Source organism: Arthrobacter sp. 001422645, assembly GCF_059816125.1.
This window is the reverse complement of the sequence record NZ_JCBANT010000001.1, coordinates 577704-594238: the sequence shown is the minus strand read 5'-3', so window position 1 is coordinate 594238 and position 16535 is coordinate 577704. Positions and strand designations below refer to the sequence as shown.

At 66.8% G+C, this 16535-nt stretch carries 18 protein-coding genes; 8 read left to right on the top strand and 10 right to left on the bottom strand.

The features are described 5' to 3' along the window. The first annotated feature begins 6 nt into the window (after positions 1–6). The gene (locus AC6EUH_RS02735) at positions 7–2631 is read left to right on the top strand and encodes a hypothetical protein (protein WP_499737730.1); all 2625 of its coding nucleotides are present in this window, start codon (positions 7–9) and stop codon (positions 2629–2631) included. A gap of 10 nt (positions 2632–2641) precedes the next feature. Here the strand turns inward: AC6EUH_RS02735 and AC6EUH_RS02730 are convergent, their stop codons facing one another. The 3 genes from AC6EUH_RS02730 to AC6EUH_RS02720 form a co-directional block, all read right to left on the bottom strand. Then, positions 2642–3850 (bottom strand): globin domain-containing protein, encoded by a 1209-nt coding sequence (locus tag AC6EUH_RS02730; protein ID WP_499737729.1) that lies wholly within the window; start codon positions 3848–3850, stop codon positions 2642–2644. Positions 3851–4050: 200 nt separating this feature from the next. After that, complete coding sequence (locus AC6EUH_RS02725; protein WP_499737728.1) at positions 4051–4767, bottom strand: DUF4397 domain-containing protein; 717 nt, start codon at positions 4765–4767, stop codon at positions 4051–4053. A 149-nt stretch (positions 4768–4916) separates the two neighbouring features. Further along, positions 4917–5333, bottom strand: a complete 417-nt coding sequence (locus tag AC6EUH_RS02720) for a PaaI family thioesterase (RefSeq protein ID WP_056424710.1) — start codon at positions 5331–5333, stop codon at positions 4917–4919. Positions 5334–5495: 162 nt separating this feature from the next. On the opposite strand from AC6EUH_RS02720, the gene paaZ reads away from it, so the two are divergent. Both paaZ and AC6EUH_RS02710 read left to right on the top strand, forming a co-directional pair. After that, positions 5496–7607 carry a phenylacetic acid degradation bifunctional protein PaaZ gene (gene paaZ, locus AC6EUH_RS02715; RefSeq protein ID WP_499737727.1) on the top strand — a complete coding sequence of 704 codons (2112 nt, stop codon included), beginning with the start codon at positions 5496–5498 and terminating at the stop codon, positions 7605–7607. Between the two features lie 175 nt (positions 7608–7782). Next, positions 7783–8190, top strand: coding sequence for a VOC family protein (locus AC6EUH_RS02710; RefSeq protein WP_499737726.1), 408 nt, complete (start codon positions 7783–7785; stop codon positions 8188–8190). 272 nt (positions 8191–8462) lie between these two features. Here AC6EUH_RS02710 and AC6EUH_RS02705 read toward each other — a convergent pair whose 3' ends face one another. The 3 genes from AC6EUH_RS02705 to AC6EUH_RS02695 are packed head-to-tail and all read right to left on the bottom strand — an operon-like array spanning position 8463 to position 10046. Further along, the gene (locus tag AC6EUH_RS02705; protein WP_499737725.1) at positions 8463–8858 is read right to left on the bottom strand and encodes an Asp23/Gls24 family envelope stress response protein; all 396 of its coding nucleotides are present in this window, start codon (positions 8856–8858) and stop codon (positions 8463–8465) included. Further along, positions 8851–9459 (bottom strand): Asp23/Gls24 family envelope stress response protein, encoded by a 609-nt coding sequence (locus AC6EUH_RS02700; RefSeq protein WP_499737724.1) that lies wholly within the window; start codon positions 9457–9459, stop codon positions 8851–8853. The genes AC6EUH_RS02705 and AC6EUH_RS02700 overlap by 8 nt, the downstream gene beginning before the upstream one ends. After that, positions 9450–10046 (bottom strand): RNA polymerase sigma factor, encoded by a 597-nt coding sequence (locus AC6EUH_RS02695; RefSeq protein WP_499737723.1) that lies wholly within the window; start codon positions 10044–10046, stop codon positions 9450–9452. Before AC6EUH_RS02695 ends, AC6EUH_RS02700 begins: the two co-directional genes overlap by 10 nt. 233 nt (positions 10047–10279) lie before the next feature. Between AC6EUH_RS02695 and AC6EUH_RS02690 the strand changes: the two genes are divergently transcribed. From AC6EUH_RS02690 to AC6EUH_RS02670, 5 genes are all read left to right on the top strand, one after another. After that, positions 10280–10738: an Asp23/Gls24 family envelope stress response protein gene (locus AC6EUH_RS02690; protein WP_499737798.1), complete on the top strand. Its 459-nt coding sequence runs from the start codon at positions 10280–10282 to the stop codon at positions 10736–10738. 70 nt (positions 10739–10808) lie between these two features. Continuing rightward, complete coding sequence (locus AC6EUH_RS02685) at positions 10809–10988, top strand: hypothetical protein (RefSeq protein ID WP_499737722.1); 180 nt, start codon at positions 10809–10811, stop codon at positions 10986–10988. Beyond that, positions 10985–11425, top strand: a complete 441-nt coding sequence (locus AC6EUH_RS02680; RefSeq protein WP_499737721.1) for an Asp23/Gls24 family envelope stress response protein — start codon at positions 10985–10987, stop codon at positions 11423–11425. Before AC6EUH_RS02685 ends, AC6EUH_RS02680 begins: the two co-directional genes overlap by 4 nt. Next, the gene (locus AC6EUH_RS02675) at positions 11422–12009 is read left to right on the top strand and encodes a DUF6286 domain-containing protein (protein ID WP_499737720.1); all 588 of its coding nucleotides are present in this window, start codon (positions 11422–11424) and stop codon (positions 12007–12009) included. Before AC6EUH_RS02680 ends, AC6EUH_RS02675 begins: the two co-directional genes overlap by 4 nt. Positions 12010–12057: 48 nt before the next feature. Next, positions 12058–12675, top strand: coding sequence for an Asp23/Gls24 family envelope stress response protein (locus tag AC6EUH_RS02670; protein ID WP_499737719.1), 618 nt, complete (start codon positions 12058–12060; stop codon positions 12673–12675). A 152-nt stretch (positions 12676–12827) separates the two neighbouring features. Here the strand turns inward: AC6EUH_RS02670 and AC6EUH_RS02665 are convergent, their stop codons facing one another. The 4 genes from AC6EUH_RS02665 to AC6EUH_RS02650 form a co-directional block, all read right to left on the bottom strand. Then, positions 12828–13742, bottom strand: a complete 915-nt coding sequence (locus AC6EUH_RS02665) for a DUF427 domain-containing protein (protein ID WP_499737718.1) — start codon at positions 13740–13742, stop codon at positions 12828–12830. A 57-nt stretch (positions 13743–13799) separates the two neighbouring features. Next, a complete protein-coding gene (locus tag AC6EUH_RS02660) occupies positions 13800–14405 on the bottom strand; it encodes a TetR/AcrR family transcriptional regulator (RefSeq protein ID WP_499737717.1) in 606 nt (201 codons plus the stop codon). Between the two features lie 85 nt (positions 14406–14490). Next, positions 14491–15819 carry a phenylacetate--CoA ligase PaaK gene (gene paaK, locus AC6EUH_RS02655; protein ID WP_499737716.1) on the bottom strand — a complete coding sequence of 443 codons (1329 nt, stop codon included), beginning with the start codon at positions 15817–15819 and terminating at the stop codon, positions 14491–14493. Between the two features lie 16 nt (positions 15820–15835). Then, complete coding sequence (locus AC6EUH_RS02650) at positions 15836–16342, bottom strand: hotdog fold thioesterase (protein ID WP_056424739.1); 507 nt, start codon at positions 16340–16342, stop codon at positions 15836–15838. Positions 16343–16535 lie beyond the last annotated feature (193 nt).

Genomic DNA, 16535 nt, shown 5'->3' with positions numbered 1-16535 from the left:
AACCGGGTGAAGACTCCCAGGTTTCAGCTGACAGTGCGGACGGTGGCGGCAGCTGCCCTCGCGCTCGCGGGTTCGTTCTACGCTGTTCCTGCGCTCGCCGAAGCGGGCGGATCGGATGCAGCTCCCGCAGCGACGCCTGCAGTCTCGCCGTCGGCGACCGGCGCCACGGCTCCGTCGACAGGTTCCGGAGCCACTCCCGGGGTCGCCCCGGAAGTCAGCGACGCCGGCCTCGCGGAGGCCGTCCAGCGGGACCTGGGCATGACGCTCGAGGAGTTCAACGCAGCAGGTCAGCTGGCAAAGACCGCAGCCGATGCCGTTCCATCCCTCCGCGGGCTGCCCGGTTACGTGGGGATCAGCCTGCGCGACGGCGAGATCCTCGTCGAAGGCAGCGGCGCCGGGCTTCAGGCCCGGGTGAATGACCTCAACGACGCCGGAACCGCGGCCGCGTTCGTGCTCGCGGCACCCTCGGCTGAACTGTCTGCAGAACCTTCGACGGAACCCTCGAGTGTTCCCTCAGCGGTTGTTCCCTCAGCGGTTCCCGCGAGTGTCCTCTCCGCTGCCGAGCTGGTGTCGTCCAGCACCGAGCAGCTGTTTCAGGCTTACGTCCGCGAGGTGGGGCCCGCGGGTCTTCAGGCCGTGGCTTACTCCGGAGGACGCTTCATCATCCGCACGGGCGGGACAAATGCGGCCGAAGCCGCGCTGCCCGCCGTCCTGGACCCGCAGGCCGCACCGTCCACAACCGACGCGGCGCCCGGGAAGATATCCCCGGCGGACTTTGTTGCGCGCTACGCCAACGTCCGGCTGGAACAGGGGTCGCCGGTGACAACCGAAGCGGACGTTTACGGCGGGGAAGGCTATGTCATTGACCGGATGACTATCTGTTCGACGGGGTTTGGCGCGTTCAGCGCGGCGGGACTGCCGGTAGTACTGACGGCGGGGCACTGCGCCGAAGACGGCACGGCACGGGTCGCCGAGATTGAACCCCCGACGTCGGCCACGGCGGGTGGTTCGGCCCCCCTGCCCGGCATCTTGGCCCCGCTGGGCACATTCGGATTCAGCCAGTTCGGCGGGCCGCTCAACTCCTGGATCACGGGCACCGAAGAAGCCCCCGGCAACGTGGGCACCGACATCGCCGTCATCGAGGCGCTCGACGGCGGACTCAGCGTCCAGGCGGCAGCGAGCACCTGGGCCAGCGCCGCGAACCCGGGACCCTCGGCCGTGAAAATCATCGGCATGGTTGCCCCGTTCCAAGGCCAGGAGGTGTGCCGCTCCGGACGGACGACGGGCTGGTCCTGCGGGCAGGTGGACGAAACCGGCATCTACGTCGTGGGCGGTCGAACAACAGACCCGGCGGACCTCCGCGCCTTCAAGGGCTTCCTCTCCAATGATGTCCAGTCCAGCGGCGGAGACTCCGGCGGACCCTGGATCAGCGGCAACTTCGCCGTGGGCACGCATTCGGCAGGCGAGACGTCCGGCGATAACTACGCCATTGCCACGACCCTCGAGGACGCCCTCACAAGGTTCCCCACCGCCGTCGAACTCCAGCTGTTCCTGAACAAACCCGAGCTCGTGGCACCGGAGAATCTGACCTTCACGGCGGGCCAACCCATCAGGGGCCGGGTGCCGGCCGCACCTGCATCGGCCGTGGCCGCCAACTCGAAAGTGCGCATCTCCGCGGGCAACCAGGCGCCGGTGGAGGTGCCGGTTGACGCTGCCGGCACCTGGACCTACCCCGCACCCGAGACCACCGGCCCGCTCACGCTGGCCGCGGAGACAGTCAATGGATTCAGCCGCTCGGGCGCGGCGTCCCTGGACTTCACGGTCTCGGAACTGGCCGCACCGGTGATCACCAGCCCGGCCGAGGGGGAGGCGCTGAAGAAAATCACCGGCATCGAAGGCACCGGAACACCCGGGCTGAAGGTACGGCTCACCGGCGATATTGACGGCACCGCGGATGTCGGGCCCGACGGGCATTGGAGCATTCCCGCCGAGGGTGCTGCTCCCGGCAGGCTCTCCGTGCGCGCCGTGCAGACGATGCCCGGCGCCGTGGACAGCCCCTCCGCCACGGCGAACTTCACCCTCGCCCCCGGCGCCCCGTCCGTATCGTCTCTCGCAGACGGCTCGCACCTCAGCCAGGACACGCTGCCCGGGACGATCGCCGGAACAGGTGTCGACGGCGCCGACGTCGCAGTGCTGATCGACGGGGTCTCCGTTGGTGCCACGCGGGCCGGAACCCGCGGCGCTGCCGGCGGCCGGTGGAGCGTGCCGTTCCCGGAGAGCCTCGCCCCCGGGGCACACACGCTTTCCGTCACCCAAGCCGTCGACGGCGTCTCCTCGGACCCGCGGCTGGTGGCGTTCACCATCGACGCGCCCGTCAGTGTCCCGGTGGACCCCAGTGTCCCGGCAGAGCCCGCTGCATCGGTAGAGCCCAATGTCCCGCCACAGCCCGCTGCTCCGGCAGCCGATTCCGCCGCTTCCTCCGTGCTTCCTGCGGGCTCCGACCAACTGCCGAACACCGGCGCGGGTTCACTCCTGCCGTTAGCGGGCCTGGCCGGTGGCGCGGTCCTGTTGGGCGTTGTCCTGCTGGGCGGCACTAAGCTGGCGGCCTCACGGCGCCGGGCAGTCAACTGACTGCCCGGCGCTACTGGAAGTCAGCCAGCCAGAGGTCCGGGCCGAACACCTCGTATTGGATGTCTTTGGCCGGTACGCCGCTGGCCACCAGTGCGCTCCGGACAGACTTTAGGAACGGAAGCGGACCGCAGAGATAGTACTCGGCGTCGTCGGGGAGTTCCACGGCACTCACGTCCATAAAGCCCGAGAACTCGGATCCGGACGCCGCCCCGCCCACTGTGGTGTTCAGGAACCACGACTTCAACGTCCCGTCCGGCAACGCGGCCAAATCCTCCCGGACCTGCCCCCGGAGCGGGAAGGACGCCTCGCTGTCGTCCGCATGCAGCACTATCACCTGCCGCTGGGAGCCGGACTTGACGAGGTGCGAGAGCATGCCGGCCATCGGGGTGATCCCGATCCCCGCGCTGGCCAGGACCAGGGGCCGGTCCGTGTACTCCATCACCACATCGCCGAAGGGCGCCGAGAGCACCACCTCGTCGCCCACCCTGACCTCGTCATGCAGCAGGGTGGACATCTCGCCGTCGGGGGTCCCGAGTCCGCGGACCCGCTTGACCGCGAACTGACGGTGCTGCCCGTCGTCGGCCTTTGTCAGGCTGTACTGCCTGGGCTGGTGGACGCCGTCATGCATGCGCATCTTGATCGTGACGTACTGCCCCGGCAGGGACGGCTTGACCTCGCGCTCATCAACCCGCTCGACGACGAACCGGACCACGTCGTCCGTCTCCTGGATCCGCTCGGCCACCCGCCAGGTCCGCCAGATCGTGTCCGGGGTCAGGTGCACCGCGTTGTACAGCCCGCGTTCCTTGTTGATGAGCATGTTCGCCATCAGCCAGTAGACCTCGTCCCAGGCCGCGGCGACCTCCGGCGTGACGGCCTCCCCCAGCACATCCACGATGGCCCACATCAGGTGGTCGTGGACAACCTGGTACTGGTCCGGGCTCAGCCCCAGCGAGACGTGCTTGTGGGCCACCCGCGAGAGGAGATGGTCCGGAACCTGGTCCACGTTGTCCACGAGCAGCCCGGCGAACGCCGCGATGGAACCGGCGAGGGCCTGCTGCTGGCGGCCGTCCGCCTGGTTTCCCCGGTTGAAAAGTCCATCCAGGAGGTCCGGCCTCGCGTCGAACATGTGTTTGTAGAAGCGCTTGGCGATCTCTTCGATGTGCTCGCCCACCACAGGCAGCGTTGCCTTGATGACGGGAAGTGACGTGTCTGAGAGCATGGTGGATCCTTCCGGTGCAACCGGCCTCACCCGGCGGTGCCGGGCCAATCAGCACTTCCACGCTAGCAGTCCGGGCAGGAGGCCCTCCGGGTCCATCGGCCCTACGTCCAAGGGCGGGATCGGTGTAGGCCTGACCGGCAGCGCATCCCATGTGGAAGGTGCGCTGCCGTCAAGTCAGTCCCTCAGGCCGGGCCGCCGGCCTAGTGGTCGCGGCCGCCCCACTTGGCCGAGTCGACCACCTGGACGGCCACGCCCAGGGTGTCGTCGTCCAGGCTGCCCCAGGCATAGACAATCGTGTTCTTGCCCTTAGTCACCGGAACATCCGCCGGCCCGATCAGGGGTTTGGTGGTGCCGGCCGCTGCAACCGAGGCGGAGACCGTTCCGGCCTCCAGGGTCAGCACCTCCTGATCGGGGTTCTCCAGGTCCTCGATGACCGCGGTGTCGCCGGCAAGGACGTCGACGGCGGGCGCCGCGGCCACGTGCCGGACGGTCAGCTTGCCTTCGCCCCGGGGGCTGGCCGAGGTGTCGTTCTTGAAGAGGGTTGCGGTGGGCTCCCCGGAGGCATCCAGATGTGCCACCGCGGTGTAATTCCGGCCCTCCTTGAGATTGACCTTGACCGGACCGATCACCGGGTTGTCGGCGCTGGTGGCGTCCGAGGCCGTGACGGCGATCTTGTAGCGGCCTTCGTCGAGCTTGAGCGGGCCCGCCAGGGTTCCGGGTTTGAAGTTGTCCAGGGCGAGCTTGCCGTCCACCCAGACATCCACCGTGAGGCCGGGTACGCCGTGGAGGACGGACAGGAGGGCGTCGTCGCTGTGGTGCCCGCCGTCGTCGTGCTTCCCGCCGGCCTGGGCCGGGGCAGCGAACGTGAGCGCGGCCAGCATCGAGAGGGCGCTGGCGGCATAAACGGTTTTGCGCATTTCAAAACTCCTCATTGAGTTGCCCGGATCCGGGCAGTGATTTGCTTACACCGTTACTACCGGCGGGGACCCCTCTTTGGATGCAGCCCGCGGGCCCTTCGTCTTCGCCCGCCGATCCCGGCGGTAGGGCACCGGGTGCCGCGTCCCGCTCAGCCCTTGCGGTCCAGCAGCAGGTTGGTGATCCGCAGGGTGCAGAGCCGCTGGCCGGCGTCGTTGGTAATGACCACCTCATGGGTGGTCACCGTTCCGCCGAGGTGGATGGGGGTGGCGGTGATCGTGATGAGCCCCTCGCGGGCCGACTTGTGGTGGGTGGCGGAGACGTCCACGCCGACGGCGGTCTTGCCCAGTGTGCTGGCGTGGATGACCGCGGCCCAGGAGCCCACCGCCTCCCCGACGGCAAGCGAGGCCCCGCCGTGCAGCAGCCCGAAGGACTGGCGGTTGCCCTCCACCGGCATGGTGGCCACCACGCGCTCGACGGATTCCTCAACGATCTTCACGCCCATCTTCTCGTCGAGTTCGCCGAGGGTGATCTTCCACAGCTCGGTATTCCGGGGCTCGGGCGTCATAGCGTCTCCTCTTTGGCCGGAAATCCAGGGGCTCAGGCCGGTCAGTGCTGCCACAGCTAGTGTGCGGCAGGCCTCATTCATGTACTGTAGACATATTACCGAACGGACGGTCAGTAATGCTGGCCGTGTTGATCTTGCCCCTGTTGGAAGGACCCGTCAACGATGACCACCACTGCAACTGCTCCGGAACCCACAGTAGACACTGTCGAGATCGTTCCCAGCTTCATCCGGGATTCCTGGTGGACCCCCGACGCCGGGTCCGCCGCCGGGGCGGCACCCGTCCTCGACGCCAGCACCGGCGAACTCCTCGCCCGGGTGAGCACCGCGGGCTTGGACCTCGCCGCCGTCGTGGACTACGGACGCAGCACCGGCCAGGCGGAACTCGGCAAGCTGACCTTCCACCAGCGTGCCCTCAAGCTCAAGGAGCTGGCGCAGTACCTGAATGGCCGCCGCGACGAGTTCTACGCGCTCTCTGCCCAGACCGGCGCCACCAAGATCGACTCGATGGTGGACATCGACGGCGGCATCGGCGTGCTCTTCACCTTCGGTTCCAAGGGCCGGCGCGAACTCCCCAATGCCCAGGTGATCGTGGACGGGCCCATGGAGGTCCTGTCCAAGGACGGCTCCTTCGCCGGCGAGCACATCTACACCCGCATTCCCGGCGTCGCCGTGCAGATCAACGCGTTCAACTTCCCGGTGTGGGGCATGCTCGAGAAGTTCGCGCCCGCCTTCATCGCCGGCGTGCCCACGATCGTGAAGCCCGCCACGCCCACCGGCTATGTCACCGCCGCTGTGGTCAAGGCAATGATCGAATCCGGCATCCTGCCCAAGGGTTCGCTGCAGCTGATTTCCGGCTCGGTCCGCACCATGCTGGACCACCTCGACTACCGCGACATCGTGGCCTTCACCGGCTCCGCCTCCACCGCCAACACGCTCAAGTCCCACGTCAACGTGGTCAAGGGAGGCGTCCGCTTCACCTCGGAAACCGACTCCCTGAACGCCTCCATTCTGGGCCCGGACGCCGTCAAGGGCACCCCGGAATTCGATGCCTTCATCAAGTCCCTCGTCACCGAGATGACCGCGAAGGCCGGCCAGAAGTGCACTTCGATCCGCCGGGCCATCGTGCCGCAGGAGCTGGTGCAGGACGTCATTGCAGCCGTCGGGGAACGGATCCAGGAGCGTGTTGTCGTGGGCGACCCGCGCGCCGAGGGCGTCAACATGGGCGCCCTGGCGTCCCTGGAACAGCTCGCCGATGTGCGCGCGGCCGTCCAGTCCATGCTCGACGCCGGCGGCGAGCTCGCCTACGGCACGCTCGATTCGCCGAAGGTCACCAGCGCGGACGGCAGCGTCGGCGTCGTCGACGACGGTGCGTTTATGTCCCCGGTGCTGCTGAGCTGGGCGGATCCGGAAGCTGAAGAGGTCCACTCGCTTGAGGCCTTCGGCCCCGTGTCGTCCGTGATCGGCTACACGGACCTGGCCGACGCCGTCCGCCTCGCCGCCCGCGGCGGAGGTTCGCTCGTCGCCTCGGTCTGCACCAACGACCCCGCGGTGGCCCGCGAACTCGTCACCGGCATCGCCGCCCACCACGGCCGGGTGCACATGCTCAACCGTGAGGACGCCCGCAGCTCCACCGGCCACGGTTCACCGGTCCCGCACCTGGTCCACGGCGGCCCCGGCCGCGCCGGCGGCGGCGAGGAACTCGGTGGCATCCGCTCCGTCCTGCACCACATGCAGCGCACCGCCATCCAGGGTTCGCCGAACATGCTGACCGCCGTCACCGGCGTCTGGCACACCGGGGCCGACCGCAACTTCACGCTCGAGACCGAGGGCCAGCACCCGTTCCGGAAGCACCTGAGCACGCTGCACATCGGTGACGCGATCCGCTCCGGGCTGCGCGAAGTGAGCCTGGAGGAGATCACCAAGTTCGCCAACTCCACCGGCGACACCTTCTACGCGCACACCAACCAGGAGGCCGCCGAGGCCAACCCGTTCTTCCCGGGCATCGTGGCGCACGGTTACCTCCTGCTGGCCTGGGGTGCCGGGCTGTTCGTGGAGCCTGCCCCGGGTCCCGTGCTGGCGAACTACGGCCTGGAGAACCTGCGGTTCATCACGCCGGTGGCCGCAGGCGACTCCATCCGGGTCACACTGACCGCGAAGAAGATCACCCCGCGCGAGACCGACGAGTACGGCGAGGTGGCCTGGGACGCCGTCCTGACCAACCAGAACGACGAAATCGTGGCCACGTACGACGTCCTCACCCTCGTGGAGAAGTAGCCACCTTCCGACGCTCCCGCACGTGTGGCGGGTGTGGTGCCGACGCTCCCTCACACTGTGCGGGAGCGTCGGTCGTTGGGTCGCCGGAAGTGCGGGAGCGTCGCCTGTGGGGGCGAAACGGCAGGCTCTTTCTGCCCTGCTCCGGCGTAAAATTTTCAACGTAGGAGGTGGCGAAATGACCCTAGTACTCAACAAAGCCACAACAGTCCTGCCCGTCGATGATGCAGAACGTGCCCGGCATTTTTATGCCGACACCCTGGGGCTCCCGCACCATGGAGTGGCAGGCGACGGAAGTGAAATGTTCGGCAGCGAGGGCGGCCCCATGCTGCAGTTGATGCCCGTCAAGGACGGAAAGCATTCCGAGCACACGACCCTGAGTTTTGAGGTCTCGGAGATCGAGCGGACCGTCCAGGAGATGGAGTCCAAAGGCGTCCAGTTCCAGGACTACGACCTTCCGGATCTCAAGACCGAGAACCACATCTGTACAACGGACTCCGAGAAGTGCGCGTGGTTCATGGATACGGAGCACAACATTCTCTGCGTTCACGAGGACATCACGTCAGTAGCTGACTACCAGCTCTGACCGGACTCTCACCGGCGGAGAAAATCACGGCGTCCCGGCTCAGCGGGGCGCCGCTCTGTTATGGGTCGCGGTGGTCTTCGTCGGGGTTCTGGGCCGTTGCGTCCCCGTCCGCAGCCTGTCGATTGTCATGTAGCCTCTTTTCGCCTCTGCGCCGGCCAAAAGACATCAGCGCCGACAGGACCACCAGGACGGCGAAGATTCCCGCGATGATCAGGATGACCTGAACCGGTTCCATGGTTGTGCCTCTTCCGTTGGTAATCCGTGCGTCCGGGTTACAGCATCGCTGTGCCGCGGTGGGGTTCTATGGCGAGGATGGTGATGTCGACCATGCCCGGGGTGAGGCCGGTGTGGCTGATGCTCTCACGCACGCGCCGTTGTACTGCCTCGGCAACTTGGAGGGCGGTGTAGGCGATGTCGGTGGCGATATCGAGGTGGACGTGTGCGGAGCCGTCGCGGATTGTCGCGGTGACGCCGTCGTGCCGGTAGGTGCCGTCCTGGCTGCCGGCAGTGCGGAGGTTTTGTAGGGCGGCGGGAGCGAGCCGGGCCAGGAAGCCTTGGATGGTGGGCTCTAGCCTTAGGACTCCGGGTGTTTCCAGCGTGGTGCGGGTGGCGATGGACGCGATGAGTTGGCTGGTAATGATGGAACCTCGGAGGGGTTTGTCAGACATCGTAAAGGTCCTCCACGGTGATGTTGACGATCCCGGCACCGATTCCGACGCCGGCCGGAATCGCGTTGCTGATCTCGTGCCGCAGCGCTTCCGCAATGAGGGGGATTTCCACACCCGCGGCGGCAGCTACCCGTAGATTCACGATGAGGCGAGGACCGGCGTCGGTGGCCGTGCCGGTGGTTCCGGGCGGGTGGTCTTCATTGGAGGGGGCTTCGGAGCGTATTTCGATGCGGCAGCGTCGTGAGTGGATGCCGGGAACCGCTGCAGCCGCGGACCTTATTAGCGAGCTCATGGCCTGTTCGCTGATCTCCGTGATGCCGTTGTCAGCGCTGCGCAAGAGGATTTTGCTGCCGCGGCGGACTTCCGCGTGGGCCACGTCCATGATGGCGTTCTTGATCCCGGGACCGGGTTTCAGCGCGGGATTGTGCAGGTCGCTTTCGCGCAGCGAAGTGGTTGCGTCGCTGAGTCTTTGCAGCCGGGTCCTGGCTGTCTGGCATTGTTGGCACTGTTCTTCGTGCGCGGTGGGTGGCCGGTCGACGGTCGCCCAGATGCGGTCGATGCTCCGGCCGCAGCCGAGCCGCGGGATGTCATCTATCGCCACTGGCTCATCCCTTCTGCTATCTGGTGCCGTGCCCGGGCGAGTGTGCCACGGACGGCTGTCGGGCTGATCTTCAGTGTGACACCAATCTCGGCGTAACTGCGTCCGTGCATTTCCCGCAGCAGCCAGCAGGCCCGTTGTGCCGGAGGGAGCGTGTTCAGCAGTGCGGTCAGGCCACGCTGTTCGGCCGACCATTCAGCCTCGTGGGCCGGATCCCAGCGGGCCGACACCGTGCGGGCGCGGGCTCCCGGCATGGAGTCCATTATTTCCGAGTCGATGATGTCCTCGGCATGGGCGGACCGCTTGCGCAGCTGGTCCAGGCATTTGTTCGTCGTCAGCCGATAGATCCAGCCTCCGAAAGCATCAACATCAGTGAGCATTGGAAGACCACGCCAGCTGGTTGTCAGAGTCTCCTGCACGATGTCTTCGGCTTCGCCACGGTCGTTGACCATCCGGTAGGCCAGCCGGAAGAGCCGGGACTGATAGATGAGCACCAGGTGTTCGAATGCTGCCAGATCGCCGTCTTGGGCGCGGGCGACAATGCTCCCCTCGTCCAGGTCCTGCTCAAAGCCGGGGCCATGACTATCCATGCACTTTCCATCCCGTCCTGAGAACGCGCCGGGCCTTGGCCCCAATATGCCACAGCCGGTCGACGCCGGAAACCGATCTGCGGCGGTGTGCCCCTGGGAAAAATAATCTGCCCCACCACGTGACGATTCCTTCCGGGCTTCGTCCTTACCGTTGTACGCACCACCACCAGTCCCACGAGGAGATGTTTTCCATGACAGAGACACCCAGGACCCCCGGAACCACCAGCGGCGTCATGGCCACCCCCGGGCAGACGCAAGGAAGCGCGCTGGAACAGTCGAAGGCCAGGGACGCGCTGCACACCGATCGTGGTGTCACCACGGTCGAGGAAACGGTGGTGCAGAAGCTGGCCGGCATGGCCACCCGCGAGGTTCCCGGCGTTTACGCGATGGGCAGTGCAGGCCGGCGCGCGTTCAGCGCCCTGACCGAACGCATTCCCGGCTCCCAGACCAACGTCAGCGGCGGCGTCAGCGTCGAAAAGGGCGAACTTCAGACCGCAATCGATGTCTCCATCGTCGTCGACTACGGGTTCCCCGTGGTCGAGGTCAGCCAGGCGATCCGGCGCAACATCATCCAGTCCGTTGAGCGCGCCACCGGACTGGAAGTGCTGGAAGTGAACATCAACGTCACCGACGTCCACCTGCCCGACGACGAACAGGAGCACCCGCAGGACCACAAGACCGAACTTCAGTAACCACCCGTCACAGGGACCACCGCCGAGGCGAACGGGTCCATACCGGGACCATGAGAAAAAAGGGATGGCTATGTCTACTACACGTTGGTGCCTGACGATAGGTCTGGTACTGGGAATCGTTTTGGGCTTCGGCGGCTGGGCGGCGCTGCTGGCCGCGGTGATCCTCGGCCTTATCGGCATGGTGGTCGGTCGGGTCGCGGAAGGAAAACTCGATCTACAGGCCCTGTTCGGTAGAGCATCGAGCCGATGAACCCGCCAGGAGCCAACGCCCTGCCCACGTCCGGGGCCGGGGACGCCGTCGAGGGCTTCGGTGAGGACTTCGACGAGACGGGCACGCGCGGGCAGACCGTCCTGGCCGCCAAGGTGATCGAGAAAATTGCCTCGCAGGTGGCCAGCGACGAATCATCCGCTGGCGGCGCCTCCGGCGGTTTTCTGGGCATCGGAACACGTGCTGATCTCTCTGCCCGACCCAAGGCGTCGGTTGAACTCGCCGGGAACATCGCGACCTTAAGCGTCGAGGTGGGGATGCTGTATCCGGTGCCGTTACGCCAGGCCACCGAGGAACTGCGCCGCCGGATCAGGGCCAAGGTGACGGAGTTAACCGGCGTCGACGTGCGGCAGGTCGACATCAGGATTTCGTGGCTGACCACCAGCACCGACACCCCGGGACGAAGGAAACTGCTATGAGCCGGAACGACCACCGGTCCATGCGCCTGCGGCACCGGCCCAGCCGCGCCGTGCCGGCACTCATCGTCGGGATCCTGCTCCTTGCCGCTGGCGTCGCCCTGGCCTGGCTGGCCATCACCCGGTTGATCGACGGCGCATGGCCCGCCCTGCTGGAGGGCCCCCGCGACTGGTTGGCCGCACTGACCTGGAACGACCCCGCTGTCTGGCTGATCGGGACAACAGCCGTCGTGGCAGGAGTGACCCTGTTGCTGTGCGCCCTCATTCCCGGCGGGTTCAATGCAATCGCTATCGATAATTCCGGCCCCGGCGCAGGGGCCGAGGCGCAGCCGGTGCAGGATCGGGAAACAGTGATGACCCGCCGGGCCATCGCGCACTTGGCCAAAGCCCGCTGCCTGCAGATCGACGGCGTCGGCTCGGTTTCAGCGACAGCCACAACCGGGCGCGTACACCTGAGCGTCACGACTTTCCTGCACGAGCCAGGGGATCTGCGCACCAGGATCACCGACGCTGTCCGGGCCCGGCTGGAAGAGGCTGGGCTCTCGCCGGTTCCGCAGGTTACCGCCTCCGTCCGGTCCAGAGAGTAAGACCATTCGCGCACCCGCCCACCGCGACTATCAGAAGGACGGCTTCCGATGAGACAGACCGCAGGAACCCTGAACCGGACCTGGCTTACAATTCTCGGCGTCATTGTCCTGGCTGCCGGCGTCGCCTTGCTCCTCCAGGCCAGCGGGACAGCGCAGTCACTGCTGAACACCGCCCCCGCAAGGAATTACGTCGTCTCCGGTGATCTGCAGGCCTTGTTCGCACCGCAGTGGGTGGCGGCGACCATACTGATTGTCGGAGTCGTCCTCGGGGTGCTGGCGCTGCTGTGGATCATCGCCCAGATCCCGAGGAAGAACCCGGCCGGCACCTACCGCCTCCATGACGACGGCAGCCAGGGGTTCACCCTGTGCGACCCCTCGGTCCTCGCCGCCGCCGTCGAAAACCGGATCAATACGCTGCCCGGCGTCGTCACTTCCGCGGCCCTGCTGAGAGGAACAGCCAGAGCCCCCGACCTGAGCCTGAAGGTGACGCTCAATGACAGGGCCGATGTCCAGGACCTCATCCACCGCATCCAAACATCCACCCTGCCGGAGCTCTCCGACGCCCTGGAAGCGCCCCTGCAGCGCAGCCAGCTGCAGATAGACATCAGCGGACGAACCCAAAGCACCGGAACCGTGGTGCATTCCACCGGCACTGTCGTCCACTAGCCGCTGATCTCTTCCTGCGGCGGAGGCCGCGGACGCGATCTAGACTCATTGCACAGGTGGGATGGGGATCCAGGCCGCCGGTCCGCCGGCCCGGTGGGGGCATATTGACACGGACACGCCATTGATAGTCGGCGAAACTCGTGCCGCGGCGTTCAAAGTGCCCCCGGGCCGCCGTCGCCGCCCGCCCCGGGACCGCCGTCGCCGCCCGCCCCGGGACCGCCGTGACCGCCGGGGCGGGACCACGGAGTTACCGGGCGGGGCTGGAGCACGCCGTCGACTGTCAGGTCCACGCGCTCATTGAAGAAACTGATGAGGCCGTGAATCTGGGCGGCGTCGCGGTACCGCCGGTCGTAGCGCCATGCCAGGTTCCTGCCCTGTCCGGAATCCGGGTAGCTCCAGTAGGTGGCCTGTCCCTTGTAGGGGCAGACCGTCCGCTTGGGGCTCTCCTCCAGCAGGTCCAGCCGCACGTCCGCCGGCGGGAAGTAGTACCGGACCGGGAGCATTGTCTCGTAGAGCAGTTGCGCCCCGTCCGTGTCGGCCAGCGTCACGCCGTCGAGCCGTACCTCCACATGCACGGACGACGCGCGGATATCCACACGATGGAACGGATCACGGGGGTGGCCGATGATTTCCTCGTCGTCCTCGAGCCAGTCGAGGGCGGAGAAATCGAGCACGACGTAGCCGGCCAGGTCCGGGTCCTCGGGCCGGAAGGCCGCGCGGGGAGCGGTGGCTTCTACCGTCACGACGTCGAACTCCTCACCAGCGATGGTGTGATTGCCGAACGCCGTTCCGGGGTCGAGCGATGTCGGGGCCGCGCCCTGGCGGATGGCGAAGGGGTGCTCCTCGAGCGGGGCCGCCGGCCGTGCCGGCGGGGAGAGCCCGGCCAGCAGTTCCTGCTCCGGCACGGCATAGACAGGTGTGATCCGCCGCGGTTCCCAGACCAGATAGGCCTGCAGCGTATCGACGACGGCGGTCCGGTTAAGGCGCGCGCGGATCCTCTTGGCTGTGGGTTCGTATCGCAACTGGGGGAAGGCGCCCATGAGCACCGTGGACAGTCTCGTGGCCATCCTCACAGGGTCGCCCTGCGGCCAGCCGCCGTCAAGAGGAACGGTGGCAGGGGCGGACTACTGCGGGACGTGGAGGCCGTGGAAGGCCATGGTGATGATGTCGTCGGCCAGTTTCTCGGGGGAGAGGGACCCACCTGGTTTGTACCACTCGACGATGGAGTTGATCGTGCCGAACAGGAGCCGGGTGACGGTGCGGGGGTCGATGTCCTGGCGGAGCGAACCTTCGTCGCGCGCGGCGGAAATCAGGGCCGCCACCTTGTGGTCGAAGGTCCGGCGGCGTTCCATCGCGTCGCGTTCGATCTCGGTGTTGCCGCGCAGGCGCAGCAGCAGGGTGACGAACGGAAGCCGCTCCACGAGGACGGAGATGGTCTCGCGGAGGACGAACTCCAGCCGGGCCTCGGCCGTGCCGTTCTGGGCCTGCGGCTGATCCAGGATGGCCTCGAGACCGCCCAGGGCGTGGTCCAGCGCGAGCTTCAGGAGGTCGCCCTTGGACGGCACATGGTGGTAGATGGCGGACTTTGAGATGCCGAGGTTTTCGGCGAGGATGCCCATGGACGTGGCGTCGTAGCCGTGACGGTTGAAGACATCGACAGCGATCACCAGCACCGATTGCTGGTCATAACCGGGCCGGCCGCGTTTGGTAGTGGGTGCTGTTGTGGGCATAGTCGCTAGTTTCTCACGATCGGGAGATCAGTCAGCCCGCCGGGGCGGCCTTGGCGGGCCGTCCGGCGGGCTGAACGAGAGGTGGTCAGGCCTTGGGGCGCATGTCGTAGATCCGGCGGAGCTTGCCGTTGGACCGTTCCAGCGAGCCGGGCTCGACGACGTCGACTGCGCAGGAGGAACCGACGTGGATCTTGATCTGCTGCTGCAGGACCTTGGCGGCCGAGGCGACACCCTCGACCGTAACGGACTCTCGGCGTTCGATCCTGACGGTCAGCTGGTCCATCCGCTGGCCTTCGGGGCGGGTGAGCTCAAGCTGGAAGTGCGGGCTCAGCTCGGGGATCCGCAGCGCGATCTCCTCGATCTGCGAGGGGAACAGGTTCACGCCGCGCAGGATGATCATGTCGTCGCTGCGGCCGGTGATGCGCCCCATGCGGCGGTGCGCGGGGCGGGCGGTGCCGGGCAGCAGCCGGGTGAGGTCCTTGGTGCGGTACCGGATGATCGGCAGGGCTTCCTTGGTCAGGGAGGTGAACACCAGCTCGCCGTGTTCGCCGTCGTTCAGGACCACGGAAGGATCAAAGGCATCGATGATTTCGGGGCGGAAGTGGTCCTCCCAGATGTGGCTGCCGTCCTGGGTTTCCACGGCTTCGCCGGCGACGCCCGGGCCCATGACCTCGGAGAGCCCGTAGATGTCACAGGCCTTGATGTTCATGGTGGTCTCGAGTTCGTGGCGCATTTCCTCGGTCCACGGCTCGGCGCCCAGCACGGCGAACTTGAGCGAGGTCGAAGCCGGGTCGATGCCCTGCTTCATCATCGCGTCGGCGATGGTGAGCAGGTAGGTCGGGGTGGCCAGGATCGCGTCGGGTTTGAAGTCCTGGATGAGGGTGATCTGGCGTTCGGTCTGGCCGCCGGAGATGGGGATGACCGTGCAGCCGAGGGCCTCGGCGCCGGCGTGGGCGCCCATGCCGCCGGTGAACAGGCCGTAGCCGTAGGCGTTGTGGACCTTCATGCCGGGACGGACGCCGGAGGCGCGCAGCGAGCGTGCCACGAGCTTGGCCCAGTCGGCGAGGTCCTTTTTGGTGTAGCCGACCACCGTGGCGCGGCCGGTGGTGCCGGAGCTCGCGTGAATACGGGCCACCTCGTGCTGCGGCACGGCGAACATGCCGAACGGGTACTCCAGACGGAGGTCTTCCTTGGTGGTGAAGGGGAACTTGCCCAGGTCGGAGAGCTCGCGGAGATCCGTGGGGTGGACGCCGGCGTCGTCGAACTTGCGCTTATACAGGTGAACACGGTCGTAGGCGTAGGCCACGGTGTGCTGCAGGCGGCTGAGCTGCAAGGCCTCGAGCTCGTCGCGGGAGATGGTTTCTTCGCGGTCCAGGACAGCATCACTGGTGGGGGCGACAGTTTCTTGGGTCATCTGGGGTTCCCTGTTTCTATTTCTTGGAGATGGTGCGGCTGCGGCCGCGGAACTCGGCGACGAGTTCGCCCGGGGCGATGTCGGTGGGGAGTTCGCCCGGAACCGTGGCGGCAGGCGCTGTGGGTCCCGCCGTCGGCGCGCCCGGATCGGCGGCGTAGATCTGGATGTCGTAGAGGCCGCTGCGTCCGGTGCTGGCGCGGCGGTTGGCGATGGCGGTCAGGACCTGGCCGCGGAAGGCCGGCTTGAGGAAATTGATGTCGACGCCGGCAGCCACGGTGATGTTTCCGTCGTCGCCGGGGCCAGGGTTCGCCGGGTTGCAGGCCAGTGCGAAAGCCGTGTCGCCGAAGGCGAAGATCATTCCGCCGTGGGCCATGCCGAAGCCGTTCAGCATTTCCTGCCGGAGGCTCATGCGGATGGTGGCGTGGCCCTCGTCCAGGGCCACGACTTCGATGCCCATCCATTCCGAGGCGTAGTCGTCTTTCAGGATGGGGTGGGTGCTCCCGGAAACCGTCAGTTCAGCCATGCGTCATTGCCTCCAGCTTTATTTACCGAATGTTCATTAGGTAATCCCATTTGGGGGCCACTGTCAAGAGCCGGCGGGCGTATGAAGCTCCCTCCGGAGCCCTCGGCGCAGCCCACAAGCCACAGCCCGAGGACCGCAGAATCGCAGCCCGGACGCCGGGTTGCGGCCAGAGAAAGTAGGCTGGGAGGGAAGC